The following is a 21,162-nucleotide window of genomic DNA, read 5'->3' as shown; positions in this document are numbered from 1 at the left end:
TTCATGGAAAGAATCAACCGGCGTTCGCTACTGATCGGACTGACGTCCGCCGCGACAATGTCGCTCTCCAGCGCGCGCGCACAGCAGCAAGCCTATCCGCAGCGTCCCGTCCGGGTCGTCGTTCCCTATGCGGCCGGCGGCGCGTCTGATATCGTGGCGCGTCTCGTCGTCGCCGCCATGGCCGAGCAGCTCGGCCAGTCGCTGTTCGTCGACAACCGGGGCGGCGGGGCAAGCATGATCGGCACTCAGGCAATCGCCACGGCCGCGCCCGACGGCTATACGATCGGCGTTGTCGACAGCGCGTTCACCATCAATCCCAGCCTGTTCGGCGCCAAATTGCCGTACGACACCAAAAGGGATTTCACGCCAGTATCGCTGCTGGCGCGGACCTCGCTGGTGCTGGTCGTCCCGGAACCTCTTCCGGTCAACAACGTCAAGCAACTGATCACGCTCGCCAAATTAAAGCCCGGCGCGCTCAGCATGGCGACTGCCGGCCTCGGTACGGCGGTCCACCTCGGCTGCGAACAGTTCCGGCAGGAGGCCGGCATCGACGTTGTCGCGGTGCCATATCGCGGCGGCGGGCCATCGATCGTCGACCTGCTCGGCGGCAAGGTCGATTTTACGTTCAGCACCATCCCCGCCGTTCTCGAGCATGTTCGCGGCAACAAGCTGAAGGCGCTGGGAATTACGACGGGACGTAGCGCGCAACTACCTGACGTGCCCAGCATGGCAGAGGCCGGTCTGCCAAAGGTAGATGCCGCGCCGGACTTTGGAATCGTGGCGCCCGCCAATCTGCCGCCGGCGATCCTCTCCCAACTCGCCGCCGCCGCGCAGGGCGCGCTTCGATCCGACGATCTGCGCCGGCGGTTCGATGAAATCGGTTACCAATCCGTCGGCTCCACGCCACAGGAATATGCTGTCTATATCGATGCATCGATCGAGAAATGGCGCCACATCGTGACCGCCGGCAACATCAAGCCGGAGTAACGCAGAGGCTCGTTCCGAGATGGCGGTCGTCTCGATGATTGCAGAACGCCAATCACCGGGCAGCCCGGCGGATAGCTTCAGATCTCGAGCTAGCAAAGACTTCCATTTGGCCTTTAATGCACAGATTCCCTGCAGTACCGGTACGGTTGAGGTGCCATCGCGCCGACGAGTTAGATGAAGCTGGCAAATGCCTCCCGTTGGGCCGCCGTAAGGTGCAGGCCATGTTTGGTGCGCCGATCCAAAAAGTCCTGAGGCTCCTTGGCCCACTCGGTCTCGCGTAGAAACGCAGCCTCACGTTCATAAAAGTCTCCACCGAAATGCCGACCGAGATCCGCCGAGACCCGGGCCGGGCCAAGCAGTCCGCGCGCCCGCGTACCGTACAGGCGCGCATAGTGATGGATCAGCTTGCGCGGAAGGTCGGGATAGGCGATCGCAAGTTCTTTGACGAAACGATCGAAGGGGCCATTGATGTCGCCGCCCGGCAGCGGCGTGCCGGCCGTCCATTCCGGCGATATCTTCGGAAACCAGGCTTCGAGGTGGCGGAGTGCCTGCTCCGCGAGCCGGCGATAAGTCGTGATCTTGCCGCCGAAGATCGACAGCAGAGGGGGCACCTCCGGCGTGCCGTGAACCTCGAAGACATAGTCCCGCGTCACGGCCGAGGGGTTCTCGGCATTATCGTCATAGAGCGGCCGAACCCCGGAGAAAGCATGGACGACCTCGCTCCGGTGCGGCGGTGCCTTGAAGTAGCGGCTCAAGACGCCCAGCAGATAGTCGATCTCGCCCTCGTCGATCGCGACATCTTCGGCGCAGCCGTCGTAGGAAATATCCGTGGTACCGATCAGCGCGAGATCGTCCTCGTAAGGGTTGACGAAGATAACGCGGCGATCCGCGTTCTGGAGCAGATAGGCCTGCGGCCCGCTCCAGAATTTCGGCACCACCACATGGCTTCCCTTGACCAGCCGGACATTGTGCGCAGAGTTGAGGCCCGCGACGCCCTGCACGACGTCTTGCACCCAGGGACCTGCCGCATTGACGAGGGCGCGCGCGCGAACGATCTGCGTGCCGCCGTCCCCGCTCTGCATCTCCAGACACCAGACCTCCCCTTCCCGGCGCGCGCTCACTGCGCAGGTGCGCGACAGGATCTTGGCGCCGCTCTCCGCTGCATCGATCAAATTGAGGATCACGAGCCGGGCATCGTCGACCCAGCAATCCGAATATTCAAAGCCGCGGCGGAATTCGGCGCGCAGCGGCGCGCCCTCCGGCGCATGCGCGAGGTCGAGCCCGCGGCTCGCAGGTAAGCGCTTGCGGCCGCCGAGATGGTCGTAGAGGAACAGGCCGGTGCGGACCAGCCAGGCCGGCCGCTGCTCCGGCGAATGCGGCAGCACGAAGCGCATCGGCCATATGATGTGCGGGGCCGATGCGAGCAGGACCTCGCGCTCGATCAGGGCTTCGCGGACCAGGCGAAACTCATAATACTCGAGATAGCGCAGCCCACCATGCACCAGCTTGCCAGAACGCGACGAGGTGCCTTCGGCGAAATCGCCCTTCTCGCAGAGCAGGACCTTCAGACCGCGCCCCGCCGCATCGCGGGCAATACCGGCGCCGTTGATGCCACCGCCGATGATGGCGATGTCGACGAGCCCGTGATCGCTGCCCGCGTCAGGCGCAGTCATCGCTTTCCGCTGCGCTTCTTCTCAACCCGTTGCCGTGCCGCGGCCTTCGCGGCTCGCGCCTTGGCTGGCTTTGGATTCGACTTGGCCTTCAATTTAGCCTTGGGCGCCTGCAATCCGTAAGTCGAGAATCCCCTCACCGTTTCCTCGATCTCCGCCTCACTGAGAATATGCGGCGCGCCGAGCGCGAGCGAGAGATAATATTGACGCGCGATGGTCTCGAGCTCGACGGCGAGCCACATCGCCTTGTCCAGATTGGCGCCCACCGCGATCATGCCGTGATTGGCGAGCAGACAACCATTGCGGCCCTCCAGCGCTTGCAGGGCGAGTTCGGATAGCTCGGCAGTACCGTAGCGCGCATAGCCCGCGCAGCGGATGTCCTTGCCGCCGAACGCTGCCATCATGTAGTGGCAGGCGGGAATCGGCTTGCGCGTGATCGCAAGCACGGTGGCATAGGTCGAATGCGTATGCACGACGCCACCGACATCCGGCCGCCCGCGCATGATGTCGAGATGAAAGCGCCATTCGGTGGATGGCTGGAGCGATCCTTCCCAGGAGCCGTATTCGCCCTCGAGCGGCATCGACGCGATCATCTCCGGCTTCATCGCGTCATAGGGCGTCGCCGACGGCGTGATCAGCATCCGGTCTTTGTAGCGGGCGGAGATATTGCCTGACGTCCCCTGGTTCAGACCCGAGGCATTCATCCACCGGCATTTGGCGATGATCGCTTCGCGTAACTGTCGCTCCTCACGCGTCATATCGAAACACCTTTCGTCTTCAGCAAGGGTTGAGCGGTGGCTCGCCGGTGAGATAGCGGCGAACCTCTTCCGCGGCCTGATCGGCAGCTATGGTGACGGTGCGCAAGGAGGCGCCGGCGATGTGCGGCGTCAGCGTGACGTTGGGCAGTTGCAGGAGCGGCCAGTCCGGCGGCGCAGGCTCGACCGCAAACGTGTCGAGCATGGCGCCACCAAGGCGCCCCGAGGACAAGACATCGAAGAGAGCCTGGTAGTCGACCAGCGGGCCGCGCGCCGTGTTGATCAGCAACGCACCAGGTTTGATGCGCTCGAGTGCAGCGCGGTCGATAAGGCCCGTCGTCTCGGTGGTAACCCGCGCATGCAGGCTGATGACGTCGGCGCGCGCCAGCAAGTCGGCCAGGCCGACATGCGCGACGCCGTCATTGCGATCCTGCGCGCTGAGCTGGACGTAAGGGTCGGCGACCAGGATCTTGCAGCCGAACGCCTTGAGCAGCTTCACCACGCGCGTACCGATCGCGCCGTAACCGACGATGCCGACCGTCATCTCGCCGAGCTCGCGCCCGGTGCGGTCGGCCCGATAGAGATCGCCGCGCCACTCGCCACCGCGCAAGGATTCGTGGCCGCTGCGGATCAGGCGCGTCTCGGCGAGAATGGCGCCGATGGTGAACTCGGCGACTGCGCTCGCGTTGCGGCCCGGGGTGTTGACGACGATCACCCCGTGATCGCGCGTGGCCTGCATGTCGATATTGACGGGACCGCCACGCGAGACCGCAATGAATTTGAGGTTCGGCAGGCGCTCCAGCATCGACCGCGAGATCGGAGCGAGGTGCGTCACGAGCAGCGCTGCGTCGCCGATGAACTCTACGACCTCGTCCGGATCGCCCATGAACTCCTTCAGCCCATCGAGCTTGGAGCCGGCATAGCCGTGCTCCATCGGCTCGTCCGGCCAGGGCTGCTCCAGAAGGCGGATGTCGACGCCGTTGCCGCAGGCAGCCGTGATCTTGTCGGCAAAGACCGACGGCAGCATGAAGCGGTCCCCGACGATGGCAATGGAGCTAGACATGTCCGGCTCCCGTACGTAGCGCCGCGAGTTGCTTCCAGACCGGACGCGACGCCAGTCTCGCCTCCAGATAAGCCGGGAACATTTTCGCATAACGCGTGGCCAATGCGGCATCTGGCGTTTGACATTCGTTCAAATACGGTCTCACCCAATCCTCAGCACAGCTGGTCATATCGGAATAAAGGCCGGTTGCGACGGCCGCAATCATCGCAGCGCCAGCCGCCCCGGCTTCGCCGCGGCTACAGACGCGCACTTTGCATTCGAGCACAGCCCCAAGGATAGTCCCGAGCGCGCGACTGCGCGCCGCGCCGCCGGTGATCCGCACCTCGCCCGGCAGCGCGCCCATCGCGGCGTAGCAATCGCGCGCGGCGAAGGCGAGTCCTTCCATCACGGCTCGCATCAGGTCCCAATAGCCGTGGCGTGATCGCAGTCCGATGAATTGCGCGCAAGCCTCATGCGCAACGAATGGCCCGCGCTCGCCGGCATCTGAGATGAAGGGGTGAAACAAGAGCTCGCCGGCCTTCGCCGTCAATACCTTCTCGTCCAAACGCCGGATGAGATCAGAACGCGATCGCACGACGCCCTCGGCGGCCAAAAGATCACGCGCGAGATCGAGCAGCCAGTCGATATTCAGTGTTGCCGCCATATTGGACTGCATCTGGGTGTAGTGCCCAGCGACCGGGAACGGCATGGTGTAGCCGGTCGCCTCTGCATTCAGCGTGACCGCATCAGCGCTGGTTGCGAGGCGCATATGCATGCCGGTGGACCCGATGATGGTGCAGCCGACATCGGGCGAAGGATCGTAGAGGCCCGCGCCAAGCGCATTGCAGACCACGTCGACGTAGCCGAGCGAGACCGGGACGCCCTCGGGCAGTCCGGTCTCGATGGCAGCGGCGGCACTTAGCGGATATGTCGTCGTGACCCCGTCGACCACCTCGGGAAACAGAGCCGCGCAATCGGCGATGCCGATTAGCCGCGCCGTCTCCGCATCAAAGCGGCGCTTGCGGAAATCGCCGCAGGTGAAGGTCGATTCCGACGGATCGGTCGTGCGCTGGCCGGTGAGCAGGAAGTAGAGCCAATCCTTGCAGTGAAAAGCTGTCCTGGCCCGCGACAGCGTCTCGGGCGCATGCGCTCGCAGCCAAGCGAGCTGCGGCCCCTGCTGGCAGGCGTTGAGCCCGGAGCCAGTGCGCCGATAGAGGGCGGCATTGCGCTCGCTGGAGCGGATTCCTTCGACGAGGCCGGCGGCGCGGGAATCCAGCCATAGCAGCGCGGGCGCGACTGGGCGGCCGTCGTCGTCGATCAGCCAGGTGCCATCGCCCTGCCCTGTGACGGCAATGGCCGCCAGACGCTGGGAAATCTCCGGCACGGCGGCCACTAGCCCGCGCAATGCGGCGACCGTGTCGGTCCAGGTCCGCGACATGTCTTGCTCGACGTGGTGGCCGGGCGATATCGTGTATGTATTGGGCAGAGAAAAATCGCCGAGCTGCCGCCCGTCGCGCGTGAAGGCCACGGTCTTGATCAGAGACGTGCCTGCATCGATGCCGATGATCATATCGCGCTGCGGCGAGATTTGCATGGTCACCCCCCCTCCGCGTGACGAATGCAGCTGCCGTCGGCTCCGAAGATGTGAAGGTAGCGCGGCTCCAGCGCGAACGGGATGACGTCGCCCGGCCGCGCCGCGATCCGGTTCGGCGTCACCGCGATCATGAGACGGCCTGCACACTCGCCAGCGACATGCGACTGGTCACCGAGCCATTGATTGGACACGACGCGCACGCGGGCATCGCCCGTTCCGACCGCGACCTTCTGCGGGCGGATGCCGACCCGGACCCGCCTGGTCTGCCCGAGCGCCCGCCGCGCGGCCTGATCAAACGCATCACCTGGAATTGCGAACGCGATGTCGGAGCCGACCGACAGGCGGAAACCGCCATCGGCGGGTGCAACATCCGTCTCCAGCAGATTCATCGGCGGCTCACCGATGAAGCTGGCGACGAAGAGATTCGCCGGGCGGTTCTTCAATTCCCTTTCGCTGGCGAATTGCTGAAGGACGCCGTCCTCCATCACCGCGATGCGATCAGCGAGCGCGCTCGCCTCGGTCTGATCATGGGTGACGAAGATCGCCGTCATGCCGCGCTCGGCCAAAAGGCCCTTGATTCGCCCGCGCAACACGGCGCGAAGTTGCGGTTCGAGCTGGCCCATGGGCTCATCGAGCAGATAGAGGTCGGCGTCGCGCACCAAGGCACGCGCCAGCGACACACGCTGCTGCTGCCCGCCCGAGATCGCGCGCGGGAAGCTGTCCAAGATATCCTCGATCTCGACCAGCTGCGCGATCGCTTCGACCCGGCGCGATATTTCGCTGCGCGAGAGCTGCTGCGCCTTGAGTGCAAACCCGATGTTCTCGCGCACCGTCAGCGGCGGATAGAGCGAATAGCCCTCGAAGGCCATCGCCACTTTGCGCTTCGCCGGCGGCAGCTTGTCGATCCGCCGCTGCGACAGCGCGATCGCGCCCGAGGTCACGCTCTCGAAGCCCGCGATCATCCGCAAGGTCGATGTCTTGCCGCAGCCGGAGGAGCCCAAGAGAGCAACGATCTCGCCCTTCTTCACTTCCATGTCGAGCGCGCGCACGGCATGCACCGGCGGTTTGCCGCGGCTGCTGTAGACCTTGTCGACATTCTTGATTTCGAGCATGCCCATGGGTCCGCTCTCCTCACGCCGCCTGACGCCGATGCGGCAGACAAACCCGGAGCCCGGTCGCACGATCGAACAACAGTGCCGCCTCCGGCGCAAAGCGTACGAAGACGCCGTCGTCGGCAATCGCCATCGGTGAATCTGGCGGCAACGCCGCGAGCCATTCAGAGCCGTCGGCAAAGCGCAGCAGGAGCACGGCCCTTTCGTGCATGGGTGTGACCGCGACGATGCGCGCGGGAACGGCGTCTTCACTGGCTGACCGGGTGATGACGAGATCATCGGGGCGAATGCCGAGCCAACACTGACTGAGGTCGGCTGGCTGCTGATCCGCGGGATCGAGCCTGACTTTTGTCCCGGCAATTTCGGCCGTCAACGCGCCCTGCTCGGCGTGTGGTGTAACCTCGGCAAGATTGATGCTGGGATCGCCGAACAGGCGCGCCACCGCAACGGACGCCGGCTGAGCGTAAATCTCTTCGGGACGCGCGACCTGGACGAACCGGCCTTCGACCAGCACCGCTATACGGTCCGCGATCGCCATGGCTTCACGATAGTCCTGGGTGACGTAGAGCACCGCGGCGGAGCTGCGGCGCAACAGACTCGGCAGCTCAAGCCGCATTTCATAGCGAAGTTTTGCATCGACGTTGCGCAAGGGATCATCCAGGAGCAGCACCTCCGGATTGCCGATCAGCGCACGCGCCAGTGCCGTCCGCTGCTTTTGCCCGTTGGACAATTCACGCGGCATGTGACCGAGCACATGCTCGATCTTCAACAACCGGCTGATCGACGTGACCCGCGAGGCCAGCTCCCCGCCCTTGGCCTTCGCCCGCAAGCCGCTCGCGATGTTGTCGTGCGCGCTCATGTGCGGGAACAGCGCAAAGTTCTGGAAGGCCATGCCGATACCGCGCCGCTCCGGCGGCGCGCCGACGATCGATTGCCCGCCGACCAGGATGTCTCCCTCGTCGGGCTCGAACATGCCCGCGATCATACGCAGCAGCACGGTCTTGCCGCTGCCCGAAGGCCCGAATACCGCGACGATCTCGCCGGGCTCGACCGCCAGCGACAGGTTGTCGACGCAACCCGCCGCGCCGAAAACCTTGCCCACGGAATTGAGTTCGAGACGCGCCATCCTGTCAGCCTTTCACCGCGCCGAGCGAGAGCCCCTCAACCAGATAGCGTTGCGCATAGAGCGCGAGCAGCAGCGTCGGCGTGACCGAGAGGACAATGGCGGCCGCGATCTGGCCGTACTGAATGCCGGAGGCCGTGACGAAGGCAAGCGCGCCCACGGTTACCGGCTGCTTGTCGGCGGAAGCCAGGATCAGCGCGAAGACGAAATTATTCCAGCAAAAGATAAAGGACAGCAAACCTGCCGCCGCGATCCCGGGACCGGCGAGCGGCACCGCAATGCGGGTAAAGGCCTCGCGCCAGGAATGGCCGGCAAGTCGATAGGCGTGCTCGATGTCCGGAGTGATGTCCTCGAAATAGCCGCGCACGATCCACAGGATCAGGGGAAGCGCGATGAGCTGATAGACCCAGACGATGCCGAAATACGTGTCGCTAAGCCCGACCTGCTGGTAGTACAGCGACAGCGGCAGCAGCACGAGCAGAGGCGGCGCAAAGCGGAACGACAGCAGTGTGAATGCGATGCTCTCGCCCAGGCGGAACTTGAACCGCGCGAAGGCATAGGCCGCGGGCACACCGAGCAGCAAGGCCAGCAGTACCGCGGCGCTCGACAGCACGAAGCTGTTCATGAGGTTGCGCATGAAGGAGATCTCGAGATTGCCGGCCGTGGTGCGGAGCTGGCCCGAGATCAAGGCCTGGTAATTTGCGAGCGTCGGCTCGAACAGGATGTGCGGCGGAATCCGCAGGATCTGTTCATTCGTCTGGAACGACATCATGAGGATCCAGACAATCGGGAACATGAAGAAGACGAGCACCAGCGCCAGCGCCACGCCCCGAAAGATGCGGCCTGCGAGACTGGAATGATCCATTCACTGCCTCCTTCGCTTTTACGCGTGACCGTGGGCGCGTGCGCGCAGCCGCAGCCAGTTCTTGATGAAGATGTTCGACAGGATGTTGGTGATCACCCACAGGATCATCAGCAGCGCCGCCGAACGGCCGACATTGGTGTACTGGAAGAATTCGAGATAGGCCTGGACCTGGAACACCATCAGCCGGTCGCCCGGGCCGCCCTGCGTCATCGCGTAGATGATGTCGAACTGCTGGATTGAATCCAGCAGGCGAAACAGCGAGGCCGTAATGATGTAGGGCGCTAGCATGGGCAGCGTGATGCGGAAGAACACGAAGCTGGCCGGCACGCCGTCGAGCGCCGCCGCCTCGAACGGCTGCCGCGGCAGCGAGCGCAACCCAGCGAGAAGCAGGATCATGATGAAGGGCGTGTAGACCCACATGTCGACCAGCACCACCGTGAACAGCGCGCTCGACGGATCGGATGCCCATTTGAAGTCATGCACGCCGAACAGACTCACGAAATAGGACAGGATGCCGAAGCTCGGGTTGGTCATGAGCTTCCACATCAGCGCGGCGATCGCAGGTGCGGTCATCAGCGGCAGCAGCAGAGCGATCGACACCGCATTGTGAAAGCGGGTCGGTCGCCGCAACAGCAAGGCGATGCCGAGGCCGAGCAGCAGCTCGAGAACCACCGTCAGCGCGGTATAGGTGAGCGAGATGCGAAGCGTATTCCAGAAGGCGGGGTCGGAGAGGAAGTCAATGTAATTGTCGACCCCGATGAAGCCGCGCAAATACGGCAGATTCAGCCGGTAGCGCTGGAGCGAATAGACCGCCGCGGTCACGAAGGGGACGAGGATGGCGATACAGACGAGCAGAGCCGGCAGGCTCAGCAGGTAAGGCAGCATGCGCCCGCGCAGCCTCGTGGTGCGGCGCGGATGCACATTTGTCTGGGACAGCTGGACCATGCTCATGATGATACGGGATCACGCGTTGGCTTCAACACCGCCGGCCCGGATCGGGTAGACTTTCCGAACCGGCGGGTTGGCGTGGCGCGGAGGAATCGGCGCCACGCAAGGCGTCAGGACGAGGCAGTTCAACCAAGGCAAATCACCCAAGACCTGCCTGCTTGAGCTGACGGTTGATGCTGTCGGCGAGCTTGTCGAGCCCCTCGTCGACGCTGACCTCCTTGGCCACCATCTTCTGCAGGGAGGCGGCCCATTCCGTGGTCAGGTCGAAGAACAAGGGCTGGGCCGTGAAGTAGATCTTGGCGCCCGGCGACGACAAATCGTGCTGTTCGAGATAGCCGGGATAGGATTTCGCGATCCGATCGCGGAATTCGCTATCCTTCCAGACCGACGCGCGCACCGGATTGACGAAATCCATCTTGCGGGCCCCGAACAGATCGTGCTCGGTCGAGGCCGCCCATTGCATGAACAGCCAGGCCGCGTCCTTCTGCTTGGAGAAGCTGGAGAGCGCGAGCGACCAGATCCAGACGTTCGGCGTCGGCGCCTTGGCGGCGGGATTTGCCGCGAAAGGCGCGTAGCCCAGATGTCCCCTCTCCTTGTTCTCGCCGCCGTTCATGAAGTAGCCGAGAATGTCGGCGTCGAAGATCATGCCGGAGGCGCCGGCGCCGAGATCCGTGCCAACCTGATACCAGGTATAGGTCGACCAGTTCTTCGGCCCCGAGGTCTGGATCATCTTGACCCATTTCTCGTGGAACTCCTTGGAGGCCTTGGTGTTCATGGCGGCCTTCAGCTTGCCGCCTTCCATCACGAAGTCCTTCTGGCCGAAATTCGAGTAGGCCGAAAGGAAGCCCGGATGGATCGTGGCCCAGGAGCGCGAGCCGCGCACGCCGACGCCGTAAGGCCCGCCCGCGTCCTTGGTGATCTTGGCGGCGACGTCGAGCATCTCGTCGAGATTCTTCGGCGGCTTGACGCCGACCTTGTCGAAGACGTTACGGTTGTAGGTGATGTTGTTGAGCTCATAGCCCCACGGAATGCACCATTGCTTGGCCTTGCCTGAGCCGAGCTCGGAGCCGGCAACGCCGTCCCATGCCGTCGAGGAACGAAGGCCTGGCAAGACGTCGTCCCAAGCAAAGGCCGGGTTTGTCTTTGCGGGGTCCTTGATGTAGGCGTTGAGATCCTCGATCCAGCCGGCCGGACCGTAGGTCCAGGTCATGTAGGCGCCGGTCATGAAGGCGTCGTACTGGTCCGACTTCGATGACAGCGCCGCCGTGACCTTGTCGAAATAGACATCCTCCGGGAAGATGTCGTAGGCGACGTTCATCCCTGTCAGCGTCTTGAAGGCTTCGATATCGCCGATCATCGCATCGACGTAAGGATGCTTGTTCAAGAGCAGCTTGACGGTCTTGCCGCTATAGGCCTTCCAGTTGAAGTCCGCCGCCATGGCCCGCGACATCGCGGCGACGTACGCCGAGTTGGCGGCTACGCCGGCGATGCCGAGCTTGGCGGCACCATCTAGCAGATCACGCCGGCTGATGCGTTTGGCGGCGTAGGAGTCGAATAGATTCTTCTCGCGATCGTACATGGGTTACCTCCCGTTATGCGCGTTTACTTCCCTTCTGATCCCTATTCTTGGTCTTGTTGTTCTTGTCCTTGCCGGATGTCGCCTCCGGCTTGTCCGTTGCGAGGGCCTGAGCGGTCGCCTCGTCGATGATGAGACCGTGCAGGAGACGGCTGCGCAGCACCGCGCGCAGTGCCGTCACTTTGGCGAGACCGCCGCCGATGGCGACGATGCGGTGTTTCCTGAGGTCTGCCGCCTCCATCGAGGTCGCGCGCGCCGACAGGTCGATGTCCAGCAGCGCGCCATCGGCGCTGAAGAAATGCCCGAGCAGGTCGGCGCAGGCACCGGCACGCTTCAGTTCGAGGACCTCGTCCGGCCTGATCATACCGCTTGAGACCAGGAAGCCCTCGGCGTGGATCTGCCCGATGCCGACGAACAAGAGCGAAGCCTTGCGCGCGAGCGCGAACACGTCCGCGATGCCGTATTGCTGCATCAGCACGGCACGGTCGGCGACCGAATTGGCGAACACCGGCACCGGCAGGAGATAGGCCTCCGCCCCGGTGCGTTCCGCCAGCCGGTGAATGACGTCGAACGGATTGGCGGCGAATTTTCGCGTCAACCCGCCCAGCAGGGAGACGAATTGCACGCCTCGCGCCGGCGTCTGCGGCAACTGCTCGATCACCGCCGCCAGTGTGCGGCCATGGCCGACGCCGATGATCTTGTCCTCGCCGCGCTCGAGGATCTGCCGCAGGAAGCTTGCGCCTTCGAGAGCGAGCGCCCTGAGCGGCAGGTCGCCCTCGCCGAGATCGGGCGCGACGCGGCAGAAGGCAAGGCCGTAGCGCTCGACGAGCGTGTTCTCCAGCGCGACGCATTCGGCCACCGGCCCTTCGACGAAGACGCGGATCATGCCCTCGCGGCTCGCCCGCGCGATCAACCGATGCGCCTTGGTGCTCTGGATGTTGAGGCGGTCGGCGACCTCGGACTGGGTCAACCCGGCGGCGAAATAAAGCCACGCCGCCCGCGTTGCGAGCGACGCCTCACCATCAATCATCGGGACCCTTTCGGAAGGTATGGCCACGCCGTAAAAGCCCCCTTGCAATTTTCTTCACGTCTTGCAAAAAATTGCAGAGACGGGTTGGAACGTCAATCCCCCAAACGTGCTGCGGTGCAATCTTGCTGCGCGCACCTTGCCGATGAATCATCGTCGGGCTGTGGAGGTCGAATGGCAGGAGTGTTCCTCGGCATCGACGTCGGAACCGGCGGCGTTCGCGCCTGCGCCGTCGATGCGCGCGGCGGCAAGCTCGGCATGGAATCGGTACCCCTCCCCGCGCCACGGCAGAATGGCCATGCGGTCGATCAGGATCCGGAACTCTGGTGGGATGTGACCGCGGCCGCGATCGGAAAGCTCCGCCGCAAGGTCGACCTCCAGGCTGTCGAGCGCGTCAGCGTCGACGGCACGTCGGGCACGCTGCTGCTGATCGACGCCGCAGGCCGGCCCTGCACGCCGGGGCTGATGTACAACGACGCGCGTGCGGCGGCCCAGGCCGCGCGCATTGCGGCCGTCGCCCCCTCGGACAGCGGCGCGCTTGGCGCGAGCAGCGCATTGGCAAAGCTGTTGTATCTGTCGGATCGCGGCGAGATCGGGCAAGCGCGCTTGGCGGTGCATCAGGCCGACTGGATCGCAGGAAGGCTCGCCGGACATCACGGCATCAGCGATGAGAACAATGTCCTGAAGCTCGGCTACGATCCCGTGACGCGCACCTGGCCGGGTTGGCTCGACGAGCTCGGCGTGTCCCGCGAGCTGCTGCCGAAGGTGCTGGTGCCAGGAACCCCGTTTGCCGTGATCGATTCCGCTGTCGCATCCGCACTGGGCCTGTCCCCGGCCGCGCACATCGCGGCCGGCACCACCGATGGTGTCGCCGCCTTCGTCGCGACGCGCGCCGATTCGCCGGGCGACGCCGTGACCTCGCTGGGAACGACGTTGGTGGTGAAGCTGCTGGCGACACGACCGATCTTCGCGGCCGATCAGGGCGTCTACTCGCACCGGCTGGGCGAGCGCTGGCTCGCGGGTGGCGCCTCCAATTCCGGCGGCGGCGCGCTGCTCGCGCATTTCACGGCCGCCGACATGGAACGATTGACACTGCAATTGCAGCCGGAGACACCAACCGGGCTCGATTACTACCCGCTTCCCAAGCCCGGCGAGCGCTTTCCAATTGCCGATCCGGCTTTGCCGGCAAGGGTTACGCCGCGCCCCTTGGACGACCACCGCTTCTTCCAGGCGCTGCTCGAAGGCATCGCGGGGATCGAAGCGCTCGCCTATCGGCGCCTAGCCGAGCTCGGTGCCCCAAAGCTGCGACGCCTTATCAGCGTTGGCGGCGGGGCGAAGAACGCGGCCTGGACCGAGATCAGGCGGCGCGCCCTCGGCGTCGCCTTGACCGTTGCCGAGGAGACGGAGGCAAGCTACGGCGCCGCGCTGTTGGCACTGCGAGGCGGGCCGCCATGACGGCCACCATCAGCGACATCGAAGGTCTCGGCACGATCGTCGGCCGCTTCGATCACGTGCTGCTCGATCAATGGGGCACGTTGCACGAAGGCAAGGCGGTCTTTCCGCTCGCGCGTGACTGCGTGTTGCGGCTGCGCGAGGCTGGCAAGCTCGTGCTCGTGCTGTCGAACTCCGGCAAGCGCGCCGGCAGCAACGCGACACGGCTTGCCTCGCTCGGCCTTCCCGCGGACGCCTATGACGGCATCCTGACATCAGGCGAAGTCACGTGGCACGGCTTGAAAGCGCGCGCGCACGAGCCCTTCATTGCGCTTGGCCGCAGCTGCTTCCTGATTACGCGCGGCGGGGACCAGGCGATCGTCGACGGGCTCGATCTCGATCTCGTCACCGACGCCGGAACAGCAGACTTCATCCTGCTCGCAGGCCTCGACGACGCGGCGGCCGAGCCCGAACACTGGCGCGCCTTCCTGACCAAAGCCGCTGCACGTGGCCTGCCAATGCTGTGCGCCAATCCCGATCTCGCGATGTTCGGCGCATCGAGATTGATTCCTGCGCCCGGTGCACTGGCCCGCTTCTACGAGGCGCTGGGCGGCCGCGTGACCTATGTCGGCAAGCCGCACGCGCCGATCTTCACGGCGGCGCTCGAGCGGCTGGGCCAGCCGGACCCATCGCGCGTGCTAATGATCGGGGACAGTCTCGACCATGACGTGGCAGGCGCCTCCCGGGCCGGCATGCTGACGCTGCTGCTCAGATCCGGCGTGCACCGCGATCAGGCACGGAGTTCTTCGAACGGAAACCTCACGCTGCGGAAGCCGGCAGTCGCCAACGTGCCGATGCCGCACTGGACGATGGACCATCTGGCCTGGTGAGAGGCGCGCGATGCAACAACAACCTGCCCTGCTCCACGAGCTTCGTCGCATGTCGGCGCGCGTCGGCCGCAACATCCTTCTGGTCCAGGGCGCCGGCGGCAATTCCTCGATCAAGCAGAATGACCTGCTCTGGGTAAAAGCCTCCGGCACCTGGCTTGCGGATGCCGAGCACAAGAACATCTTCGTGCCGGTATCGCTCGGTGCGGCGCGCGCGGCGCTCGCGCAAGGCGACGAACGGGTACCCCTCGCGCCCGGCGCCAGCACGGCCTTGCGCGCCTCGATCGAGACATCGCTGCACGCGCTGATGCCGCACCCTGTTGTGCTGCATGTGCATTCGGTCAATACCATTGCATGGGCGGTGCGGATCGATGCGCGGGAGGAATTTGCGAGCCGACTGGAAGGACTCGCCTGGCGTTGGATCGACTATCACCATCCGGGACTCTCGCTTGCCAAGGTCGTGAACGACGCACTGGCGCGAGACAAGGTGGATGTGCTGGTCCTCGGCAATCACGGGCTGGTGGTCGGCGCCGAGACCAGCGCCGCAGCAGAGGCGCTGGTGGACGAGGTCGAGAGGCGCTTAGCGCTCACGCCGCGTGGAGCCATCCCAGCGGACGATGAGGCGCTTCGCTCGATATGCGCGGGCACGGCGTATCGCCTGCCCAAAGATCCGCTTTGCCACAGCATCGCCATCGACCCTTACAGCCGCGCAATTGCGACCAGCGGTTCACTGTATCCGGATCATGTGGTTTTCCTCGGTCCGGGCTTACCCGTGCTGGAACAAGGCAAGGATCTTCACGGCTCGGCGTCGCGAGCGCTGGCGGACGGGCCGCCTCACCCGGCCGCGCTGCTTATTCCGGGCCTTGGTTGCGTTGTTCGCAAGGATGCAAGCAACGGCGCCGAGGCGATGCTAAGCTGTCTCGCCCTGGTGACCTGCCGTTTGCCTCTCACTGCGCAGGTCCGCTACCTAACTCAGAACAATGAGTCCGCGTTGGTGAATTGGGATGCCGAGCGGTATCGCCAGCAACTGACCGCAAATCGCGTCACCGACTGAACTTAACAATCCTGACTGCCGGTTACGAACCCTGCGCAGGCTCCTCGGGGTCGCCCCTATTGTCCATTACATCTATTGGCGAACGACAACACCTTTGTCGGCGTCCGAGGCGAGCGGCAATATGCGCGGAGCGTCAAATAGCGCGACGCAATATCGCGACGCGCCGGTTACGCCAGGGTCTTGGCGCCCTGCTGGATATCGCTGACACACCTCTGTCCGGCTAGATGCGGCCTCGTGGCATGCTCTTGCGTCAGGGGCGACGTAGTCGGGCCGGTCGAAATACGGAATGGCCTGCAGATAGGTCTTGGCCTCGATCAGCTTCTCGGTGCCTCGATGCAGCAGTCCGAAATGGGGATCGACGCGCGCGACGACTTCGCCGTCGAGCTCGAGCATTCTGCTTCCGATCGAAACGTCGACGCGATCACCCTAGCCGTGATCCACCGCGAGCGGCTTCACACTGGTTAATCGCGCGCCTAATCCCGAGCTTGGCGTGCTGGGGTCCGTTTGGAACGCAAGCCTCACTGGCCGCGTTCAATATCGAAATTGGAGATTTCAAATGAAGCATCGTTTGCTGATAGTTGCCGTCGCCCTGTCGTTCGTGGCAAGTTTTGGCTCTTCGACCTCCGCGGTTGCCCAGGATCGCTACTGCCTCCAGGGCCGGACTTGGGGCTATCCGGGCAATTGCCAGTTCGCCAGTTACGCTCAATGCATGGCGACCGCATCGGGCACGTACGCTTCTTGCGGCATCAATCCTCGCTATGCCTATGCACGCCGCCACAGGGGATATCGGTGATCAGCCCGACCTTCAGACTGACAACCGGGACCTGACTTGAGTGATCGGACTGAGCTGAGCGGCATCGAGATGGCGGAGCCAGAGCTCACCGCCGTTGTCTTCTCCGGCGGTCTCGGGCTCGGAGCCTTATCATGGCGGTGCGTTCGAAGCGCTCGCTTCTGTCTCGTCGCGGATCGATTGGGTGACCGGTTCATCGGCTGGTGCGATCACGGCCGCGCTGATCGCGGGAAGCCCGAGCGCCGATCAAATCCGGGCTCTCAACAGCTACTGGCGGGGCGCGGGTGGCCCAGCCGTTCCGCCGAGCGCCGGCCGCCATCTGTTCGCCTGGGGGCTGAGCTCGATCAATACGTGCGGCAACGCCGTGCTATTCGAACCGATCCTGGAATCCTCGAACCCCCTTCGCCTCTATGTGATGACCTCTTCGCTCGCGACGGTGACGTGCCCGATGGCATCGAAGCCGCAGCCGAGCGCAAGAGCGACCTGACCTTCGGCAACCATCAGGCAGTCTGCCAGCGGTTGCGGTCCCAGAATAGGTCGAGGTCGCCCTTGTGCGGGACAACGTAGTCAACAACCTCAGTGGCAGCACCAGGCCGACAGCCTCGCAACCAAGACACAGCGGATTGTGGAGCTTGAACAGCGCCGCTGCCCTCTCCCATTGTCGATCGTAGCCTCGAGCCCTCGCGCCGTTTCGCATCTCAAAAAATGCGTTTCTAAAAGCAGTCCATCTCATGGGGCAAAGCAGACTAAGGCTGTCGCATCCTAAGGCTGTTGCATCCTAAGGCCCGCTAAGGGCCAGTAGGCAACCATACTCAAATACCTCGGCAGCGAAGCAGGGACTTTGCCGTCGATGTGCTTAGCCTTGCTTTGGAAGGCGCGGCGACTTGCCCATCGCTGACTTGGAGGGCATGATTGAGGATTATGCGTAACGCCGTCCGAACGGCCAAGGCGCCGATAGGCGGTGGTGCTATTAATTTTTGACAATCGTGACTTGCGGGGGAGACTGACAATGAATCTCCGGAGGATAGCGACGACGATTTTCAATGGTGACATTCATTACGCGCTGGGCCGATTCCGGACAGTCCGTTTGGCCTATGGTGGCGCAAGGCGACTAATGGATCGCCACGTGCTGCAGCAGAACGGATGTTCGACATTGTTTCCCGACCAGAATGTCGGTCAGATTGTCGAGGCTATTTCCGAAGAGGCGGTGTTCATAGGCTTGAACCTTCCCACGCATATAGTTGGTGAAATTGACGCGTTTGCACGCACGGAGCCGCTCCACACCAATTACGATCCAAATGGCCCCACTTTCCGATATTCGGATGTCATCCGAGGCAAAGCTCCCGACGGGAGACTCGTGCCAATCGCCGAGATTCGAGAGCCGACCCGTTGTCCTGCCGTGCGGTCCATCGTCCATGATCCTGTACTACGAGCCATTGTGCGGACTTATCTGGGGCACGAACCGCGTCGAGTGATGACGATCATCAACTGGAGCTTCGCCGCCTACTTTTCCGAGGAAGAGCGCCGACGGCTGAGGCATAAAAACGTTCTCGACTACCATTATGACGTCGAGGGATACAATTTCGTTTACGCTAACTTCTATATCACCGATACCGATTGCAACTCCGGGGCGCATGTCATGATGAAGCGCTCGCATAAACGCAAGCCCCTTCGTATGCTCTTCGGCTCGGCGGCTGCAAGCGAAGCGAGTGTGCGTGAGCAATTTGGTATCGAGAACGAAATCATGATCGAAGGCGAAGCAGGCACCGGCTTCGTCCAAGACACATCATGTTTCCACCGCGCAACTCCGCCGACCCATCGCGACCGGCTCATGCTTGCTGTTCGATTTATTGATTGAACGGGGTGGACGAATGCCTGCGCGGCGGAGTGAATGCGAAGCTCTGCTCGGGGTCAAAAACCGACCTTCGATCATGCGCTAAAGGGGGGTACGCTTCCGGCGATAAGCGGACCCCACTTGACTCGACGTGGACGAACCCAGCGCAAGGGATCGGGGCCCATTCAGAGCGATTCAGAAGCGGAGTCCTAACCATCCGCCCGCCCAGATCTGCCAAACCCGGTGCAGCAGCAGCCGTATGTTGGGATCGAACTTGCTGCAGCCGATGAAGAGCGGGTGCATCCCAAGGCGTCAGCGCGAAAACGGATATCTAGCGACGAGTAGAACGCCAACCGGTTGAGAAAGTCGGTTTCTGTCAGAACGAGCGAGGCATCGTCGTCGAAGTCGCCGTGGAACTTGATGATGTGTGCCAACGGGCGGGGCGCTCGGGATGTCTTTGCATTGCTGATCTTCGCGTAAGGCCTTCTCAGGACATCGAACGCAGTCTCGAGATTGCGATCATAGTTCGTCGCGTAGATGATCGGAAAATCGAGCTCGACGATGATCCGGTGGAGCTCCGAGGTGGCGATCCTCTCTGGATCAACGCGCCAATTGCGATCGAGCCAACTGCGGAGCGGGCCAATGCTTCCACGCTGCAGCCGGTAGTACTCCGCAAGCATCTGATAGCTGCCGTGCATTCCGTCGACGACGTCGCGATCGAGACCGAGATCGTCCAGCAGATGCTCGATCAACGATTGCCAGGACGGCAATCCGACGGCCATTGAAACGCCGGCGCTGACGAACAGGACCGCTCGGCGCCGTTCTATCGCCGTCGCAAGAACATCGTGAGGGGGGCCGCTCCTCAGATGCGAGCCCTGTCGGACGTTCGTTCACTGAGCAACTGCGATGGCATACGCCCTGTTCAAGCGGGGAAAAGCTGAGCCGAACGTTTCCGACAAAGGCGGAAACGTTCGAGAAGGCCGATGAGGCTGGACTGGTTGAACACGGCGACGATCGGCCGACGCTCGAGGATGAGCTCAAGATCAAGCCGTGCTCGCCAGACCCTGAACGTCGCGACGACTCAGATCTCGACTGGATGCGGGACTAGCCGGCGTCATGCACTGCGTCAGCATCCTTTGCAGATGCTCTTGATCTTTCGGTCGGCCTCGGAGTTCCCCGAGCTTTCCGAACGGATCTGATCGTCGCCCTGCAGCGACGGGCCTGGGGTGACCGTTCCGTCGATCCGTCCGCTGTTGATGCCGCCCGCGAGATTGCCGGGTCGTCCGACGGTGGTCGAACCGCGCGGGCCGGACCCGCCGCTCGATTGAGCTGTTCCGGCTGCGTTGGTTCCTGGAGCTGTAGTGGCTCCCGCACCCCCACCGGCCCCCGAACCTCCACCTCCGCCCCCTCCCTGCGCAGTAGCAGGCTCCATCGAAGCTGCTGCGAGCATCGCAACCAAAATGAGAGCTGACCTGGTTACACGCATCGAATTCTCCTTTCGCTCAAGTCCCGGAAATTCCAGGCACCGGCATCCGCTATTCGGAGCAAATGAGTTCCTGCTGAGCTCGTTCCTGGGCTGATCGCCGCAGCTCCAACCAACGTAGCCAGCCGCAAGGAACGACGCACAGGCAGACGAACGAGCCCTGGCAGGGCAATCCCGAAAAAGAGCAGATCGACCCGGAACGACCTCCGATCGACCTGGAACGGTGGCAGAAGTCGAACACGCATTAGGTAACACGACGTGCTCGCAGCCGCCTGCGTGTTCTCAGCAAGCATCAAGGTCATGGATGATGGGCTGGAGCGGACCACTGCGATCCAGTTCGAGCGTGGCAACCGTGATCGGCAGCTTGAAGCGCCTCTTTCCTGCGCTTCCTGGATTGAGGTAGAGCACCCCGTCGGCGACGTCGATACGTACGCGGTGCGAATGGCCGGAAATCACGACGTCTATTCCAAGTTCGACCGTCCCATCCTTCAGCTCGTTCAGGTCGTGAAGGACGTAGAAGCGTCGGCCGCCGAGATGCAGCGTCTCGGTTTCCGGAAACTCTTTGGCCCACTCGTCCCGATCGACATTCCCCCGGATTGCGGTGACGGGCGCAATCCGGCGCAGGCCTTCCACAACGCCCAGAGCGCCGATATCCCCGGCATGGATGATGTGCGACACCCCGGCGAAGCAGTGTGCCACCTCCGGCCTCAGCAGTCCGTGCGTGTCGGAGATCACCCCGATCTTCATGCGAGGTCACTCATCAATGGAGGACATCTAGTGACACCCGCCCGACCTCTTCGCCGTCCTGATTCGTGACGAGGATAGAGAAGTGACGCCCCGCGAGTTCGGGCCGCTCTTTCAGGAGCCGCCCTGCAATCTCCTCCGCGACATTCAGAGCGTTGATGTCATCGGGCAAGTCGGCCCTCCTTCGTCGGCTACGGTCTTAGAATCCACAAGGTCGAAATGATAACGCGGCAAGTCAAT

At 63.4% G+C, this 21,162-nt stretch carries 19 protein-coding genes and 2 pseudogenes; 7 read left to right on the top strand and 14 right to left on the bottom strand.

The window, feature by feature from the left end:
- Positions 1–3 precede the first annotated feature (3 nt).
- Positions 4–987 carry a Bug family tripartite tricarboxylate transporter substrate binding protein gene (locus IVB26_RS16770; protein ID WP_247972662.1) on the top strand — a complete coding sequence of 328 codons (984 nt, stop codon included), beginning with the start codon at positions 4–6 and terminating at the stop codon, positions 985–987.
- Positions 988–1,157: 170 nt separating this feature from the next.
- Here IVB26_RS16770 and IVB26_RS16765 read toward each other — a convergent pair whose 3' ends face one another.
- The 10 genes from IVB26_RS16765 to IVB26_RS16720 form a co-directional block, all read right to left on the bottom strand.
- The gene (locus tag IVB26_RS16765; protein WP_247972661.1) at positions 1,158–2,660 is read right to left on the bottom strand and encodes a glycerol-3-phosphate dehydrogenase; all 1,503 of its coding nucleotides are present in this window, start codon (positions 2,658–2,660) and stop codon (positions 1,158–1,160) included.
- A complete protein-coding gene (locus tag IVB26_RS16760; RefSeq protein ID WP_247972660.1) occupies positions 2,657–3,415 on the bottom strand; it encodes a class II aldolase/adducin family protein in 759 nt (252 codons plus the stop codon). The genes IVB26_RS16765 and IVB26_RS16760 overlap by 4 nt, the downstream gene beginning before the upstream one ends.
- A 19-nt stretch (positions 3,416–3,434) precedes the next feature.
- Positions 3,435–4,475: a 2-hydroxyacid dehydrogenase gene (locus IVB26_RS16755; protein WP_247972659.1), complete on the bottom strand. Its 1,041-nt coding sequence runs from the start codon at positions 4,473–4,475 to the stop codon at positions 3,435–3,437.
- Complete coding sequence (locus IVB26_RS16750) at positions 4,468–6,048, bottom strand: FGGY-family carbohydrate kinase (protein WP_247973189.1); 1,581 nt, start codon at positions 6,046–6,048, stop codon at positions 4,468–4,470. The genes IVB26_RS16755 and IVB26_RS16750 overlap by 8 nt, the downstream gene beginning before the upstream one ends.
- 2 nt (positions 6,049–6,050) lie before the next feature.
- Positions 6,051–7,160 (bottom strand): ABC transporter ATP-binding protein, encoded by a 1,110-nt coding sequence (locus tag IVB26_RS16745; protein WP_247973188.1) that lies wholly within the window; start codon positions 7,158–7,160, stop codon positions 6,051–6,053.
- A 19-nt stretch (positions 7,161–7,179) separates the two neighbouring features.
- Positions 7,180–8,286 (bottom strand): ABC transporter ATP-binding protein, encoded by a 1,107-nt coding sequence (locus IVB26_RS16740; protein WP_247972658.1) that lies wholly within the window; start codon positions 8,284–8,286, stop codon positions 7,180–7,182.
- Positions 8,287–8,290: 4 nt separating this feature from the next.
- Positions 8,291–9,148: a carbohydrate ABC transporter permease gene (locus tag IVB26_RS16735; protein ID WP_247972657.1), complete on the bottom strand. Its 858-nt coding sequence runs from the start codon at positions 9,146–9,148 to the stop codon at positions 8,291–8,293.
- Between the two features lie 18 nt (positions 9,149–9,166).
- On the bottom strand, positions 9,167–10,093 hold the full coding sequence (locus IVB26_RS16730; protein ID WP_247973187.1) for a carbohydrate ABC transporter permease: 927 nt from the start codon (positions 10,091–10,093) through the stop codon (positions 9,167–9,169).
- Positions 10,094–10,235: 142 nt separating this feature from the next.
- Positions 10,236–11,675 carry an extracellular solute-binding protein gene (locus IVB26_RS16725; RefSeq protein WP_247972656.1) on the bottom strand — a complete coding sequence of 480 codons (1,440 nt, stop codon included), beginning with the start codon at positions 11,673–11,675 and terminating at the stop codon, positions 10,236–10,238.
- 13 nt (positions 11,676–11,688) lie between these two features.
- A complete protein-coding gene (locus IVB26_RS16720; RefSeq protein WP_247972655.1) occupies positions 11,689–12,702 on the bottom strand; it encodes a sugar-binding transcriptional regulator in 1,014 nt (337 codons plus the stop codon).
- 171 nt (positions 12,703–12,873) lie between these two features.
- Here IVB26_RS16720 and IVB26_RS16715 point away from each other — a divergent pair, with 171 nt between their 5' ends.
- The 3 genes from IVB26_RS16715 to IVB26_RS16705 are packed head-to-tail and all read left to right on the top strand — an operon-like array spanning position 12,874 to position 16,071.
- The gene (locus IVB26_RS16715) at positions 12,874–14,154 is read left to right on the top strand and encodes an FGGY-family carbohydrate kinase (RefSeq protein WP_247972654.1); all 1,281 of its coding nucleotides are present in this window, start codon (positions 12,874–12,876) and stop codon (positions 14,152–14,154) included.
- Positions 14,151–15,020: a TIGR01459 family HAD-type hydrolase gene (locus IVB26_RS16710; protein ID WP_247972653.1), complete on the top strand. Its 870-nt coding sequence runs from the start codon at positions 14,151–14,153 to the stop codon at positions 15,018–15,020. Before IVB26_RS16715 ends, IVB26_RS16710 begins: the two co-directional genes overlap by 4 nt.
- Positions 15,021–15,069: 49 nt before the next feature.
- Positions 15,070–16,071 carry a class II aldolase/adducin family protein gene (locus IVB26_RS16705; RefSeq protein WP_247972652.1) on the top strand — a complete coding sequence of 334 codons (1,002 nt, stop codon included), beginning with the start codon at positions 15,070–15,072 and terminating at the stop codon, positions 16,069–16,071.
- 252 nt (positions 16,072–16,323) lie between these two features.
- On the opposite strand, the pseudogene IVB26_RS16700 reads toward IVB26_RS16705, so the two are convergent.
- A pseudogene (locus IVB26_RS16700) lies at positions 16,324–16,464 on the bottom strand (NADH-quinone oxidoreductase subunit D); the annotation flags it as partial.
- A 163-nt stretch (positions 16,465–16,627) separates the two neighbouring features.
- On the opposite strand from IVB26_RS16700, the gene IVB26_RS16695 reads away from it, so the two are divergent.
- The 3 genes from IVB26_RS16695 (at position 16,628) to IVB26_RS16685 (ending at position 18,719) form a co-directional block, all read left to right on the top strand.
- Positions 16,628–16,864, top strand: a complete 237-nt coding sequence (locus tag IVB26_RS16695; RefSeq protein ID WP_247972651.1) for a DUF3551 domain-containing protein — start codon at positions 16,628–16,630, stop codon at positions 16,862–16,864.
- A gap of 181 nt (positions 16,865–17,045) precedes the next feature.
- Positions 17,046–17,348 (top strand): patatin-like phospholipase family protein, encoded by a 303-nt coding sequence (locus IVB26_RS16690; RefSeq protein ID WP_247972650.1) that lies wholly within the window; start codon positions 17,046–17,048, stop codon positions 17,346–17,348.
- Positions 17,349–17,870: 522 nt separating this feature from the next.
- Entirely contained in the window at positions 17,871–18,719 is an 849-nt protein-coding gene (locus IVB26_RS16685; protein ID WP_247972649.1) for a phytanoyl-CoA dioxygenase family protein, read from the top strand.
- Between the two features lie 201 nt (positions 18,720–18,920).
- Here IVB26_RS16685 and IVB26_RS16680 read toward each other — a convergent pair.
- The 3 genes and pseudogenes from IVB26_RS16680 to IVB26_RS16670 all read right to left on the bottom strand — a co-directional run.
- Positions 18,921–19,589: pseudogene (locus IVB26_RS16680) on the bottom strand (SIR2 family protein); the annotation flags it as partial.
- Between the two features lie 871 nt (positions 19,590–20,460).
- The gene (locus tag IVB26_RS16675; RefSeq protein WP_247972648.1) at positions 20,461–20,925 is read right to left on the bottom strand and encodes a metallophosphoesterase family protein; all 465 of its coding nucleotides are present in this window, start codon (positions 20,923–20,925) and stop codon (positions 20,461–20,463) included.
- A gap of 13 nt (positions 20,926–20,938) precedes the next feature.
- Complete coding sequence (locus IVB26_RS16670; protein ID WP_247972647.1) at positions 20,939–21,094, bottom strand: DUF6894 family protein; 156 nt, start codon at positions 21,092–21,094, stop codon at positions 20,939–20,941.
- Positions 21,095–21,162 lie beyond the last annotated feature (68 nt).

The sequence above is a fragment of the Bradyrhizobium sp. 195 genome, from assembly GCF_023101665.1.
Classification (GTDB): Bacteria; Pseudomonadota; Alphaproteobacteria; order Rhizobiales; family Xanthobacteraceae; genus Bradyrhizobium.
The sequence above is the reverse complement of the archived record's forward strand: the minus strand, read 5'-3'. Positions and strand labels throughout refer to the sequence as shown.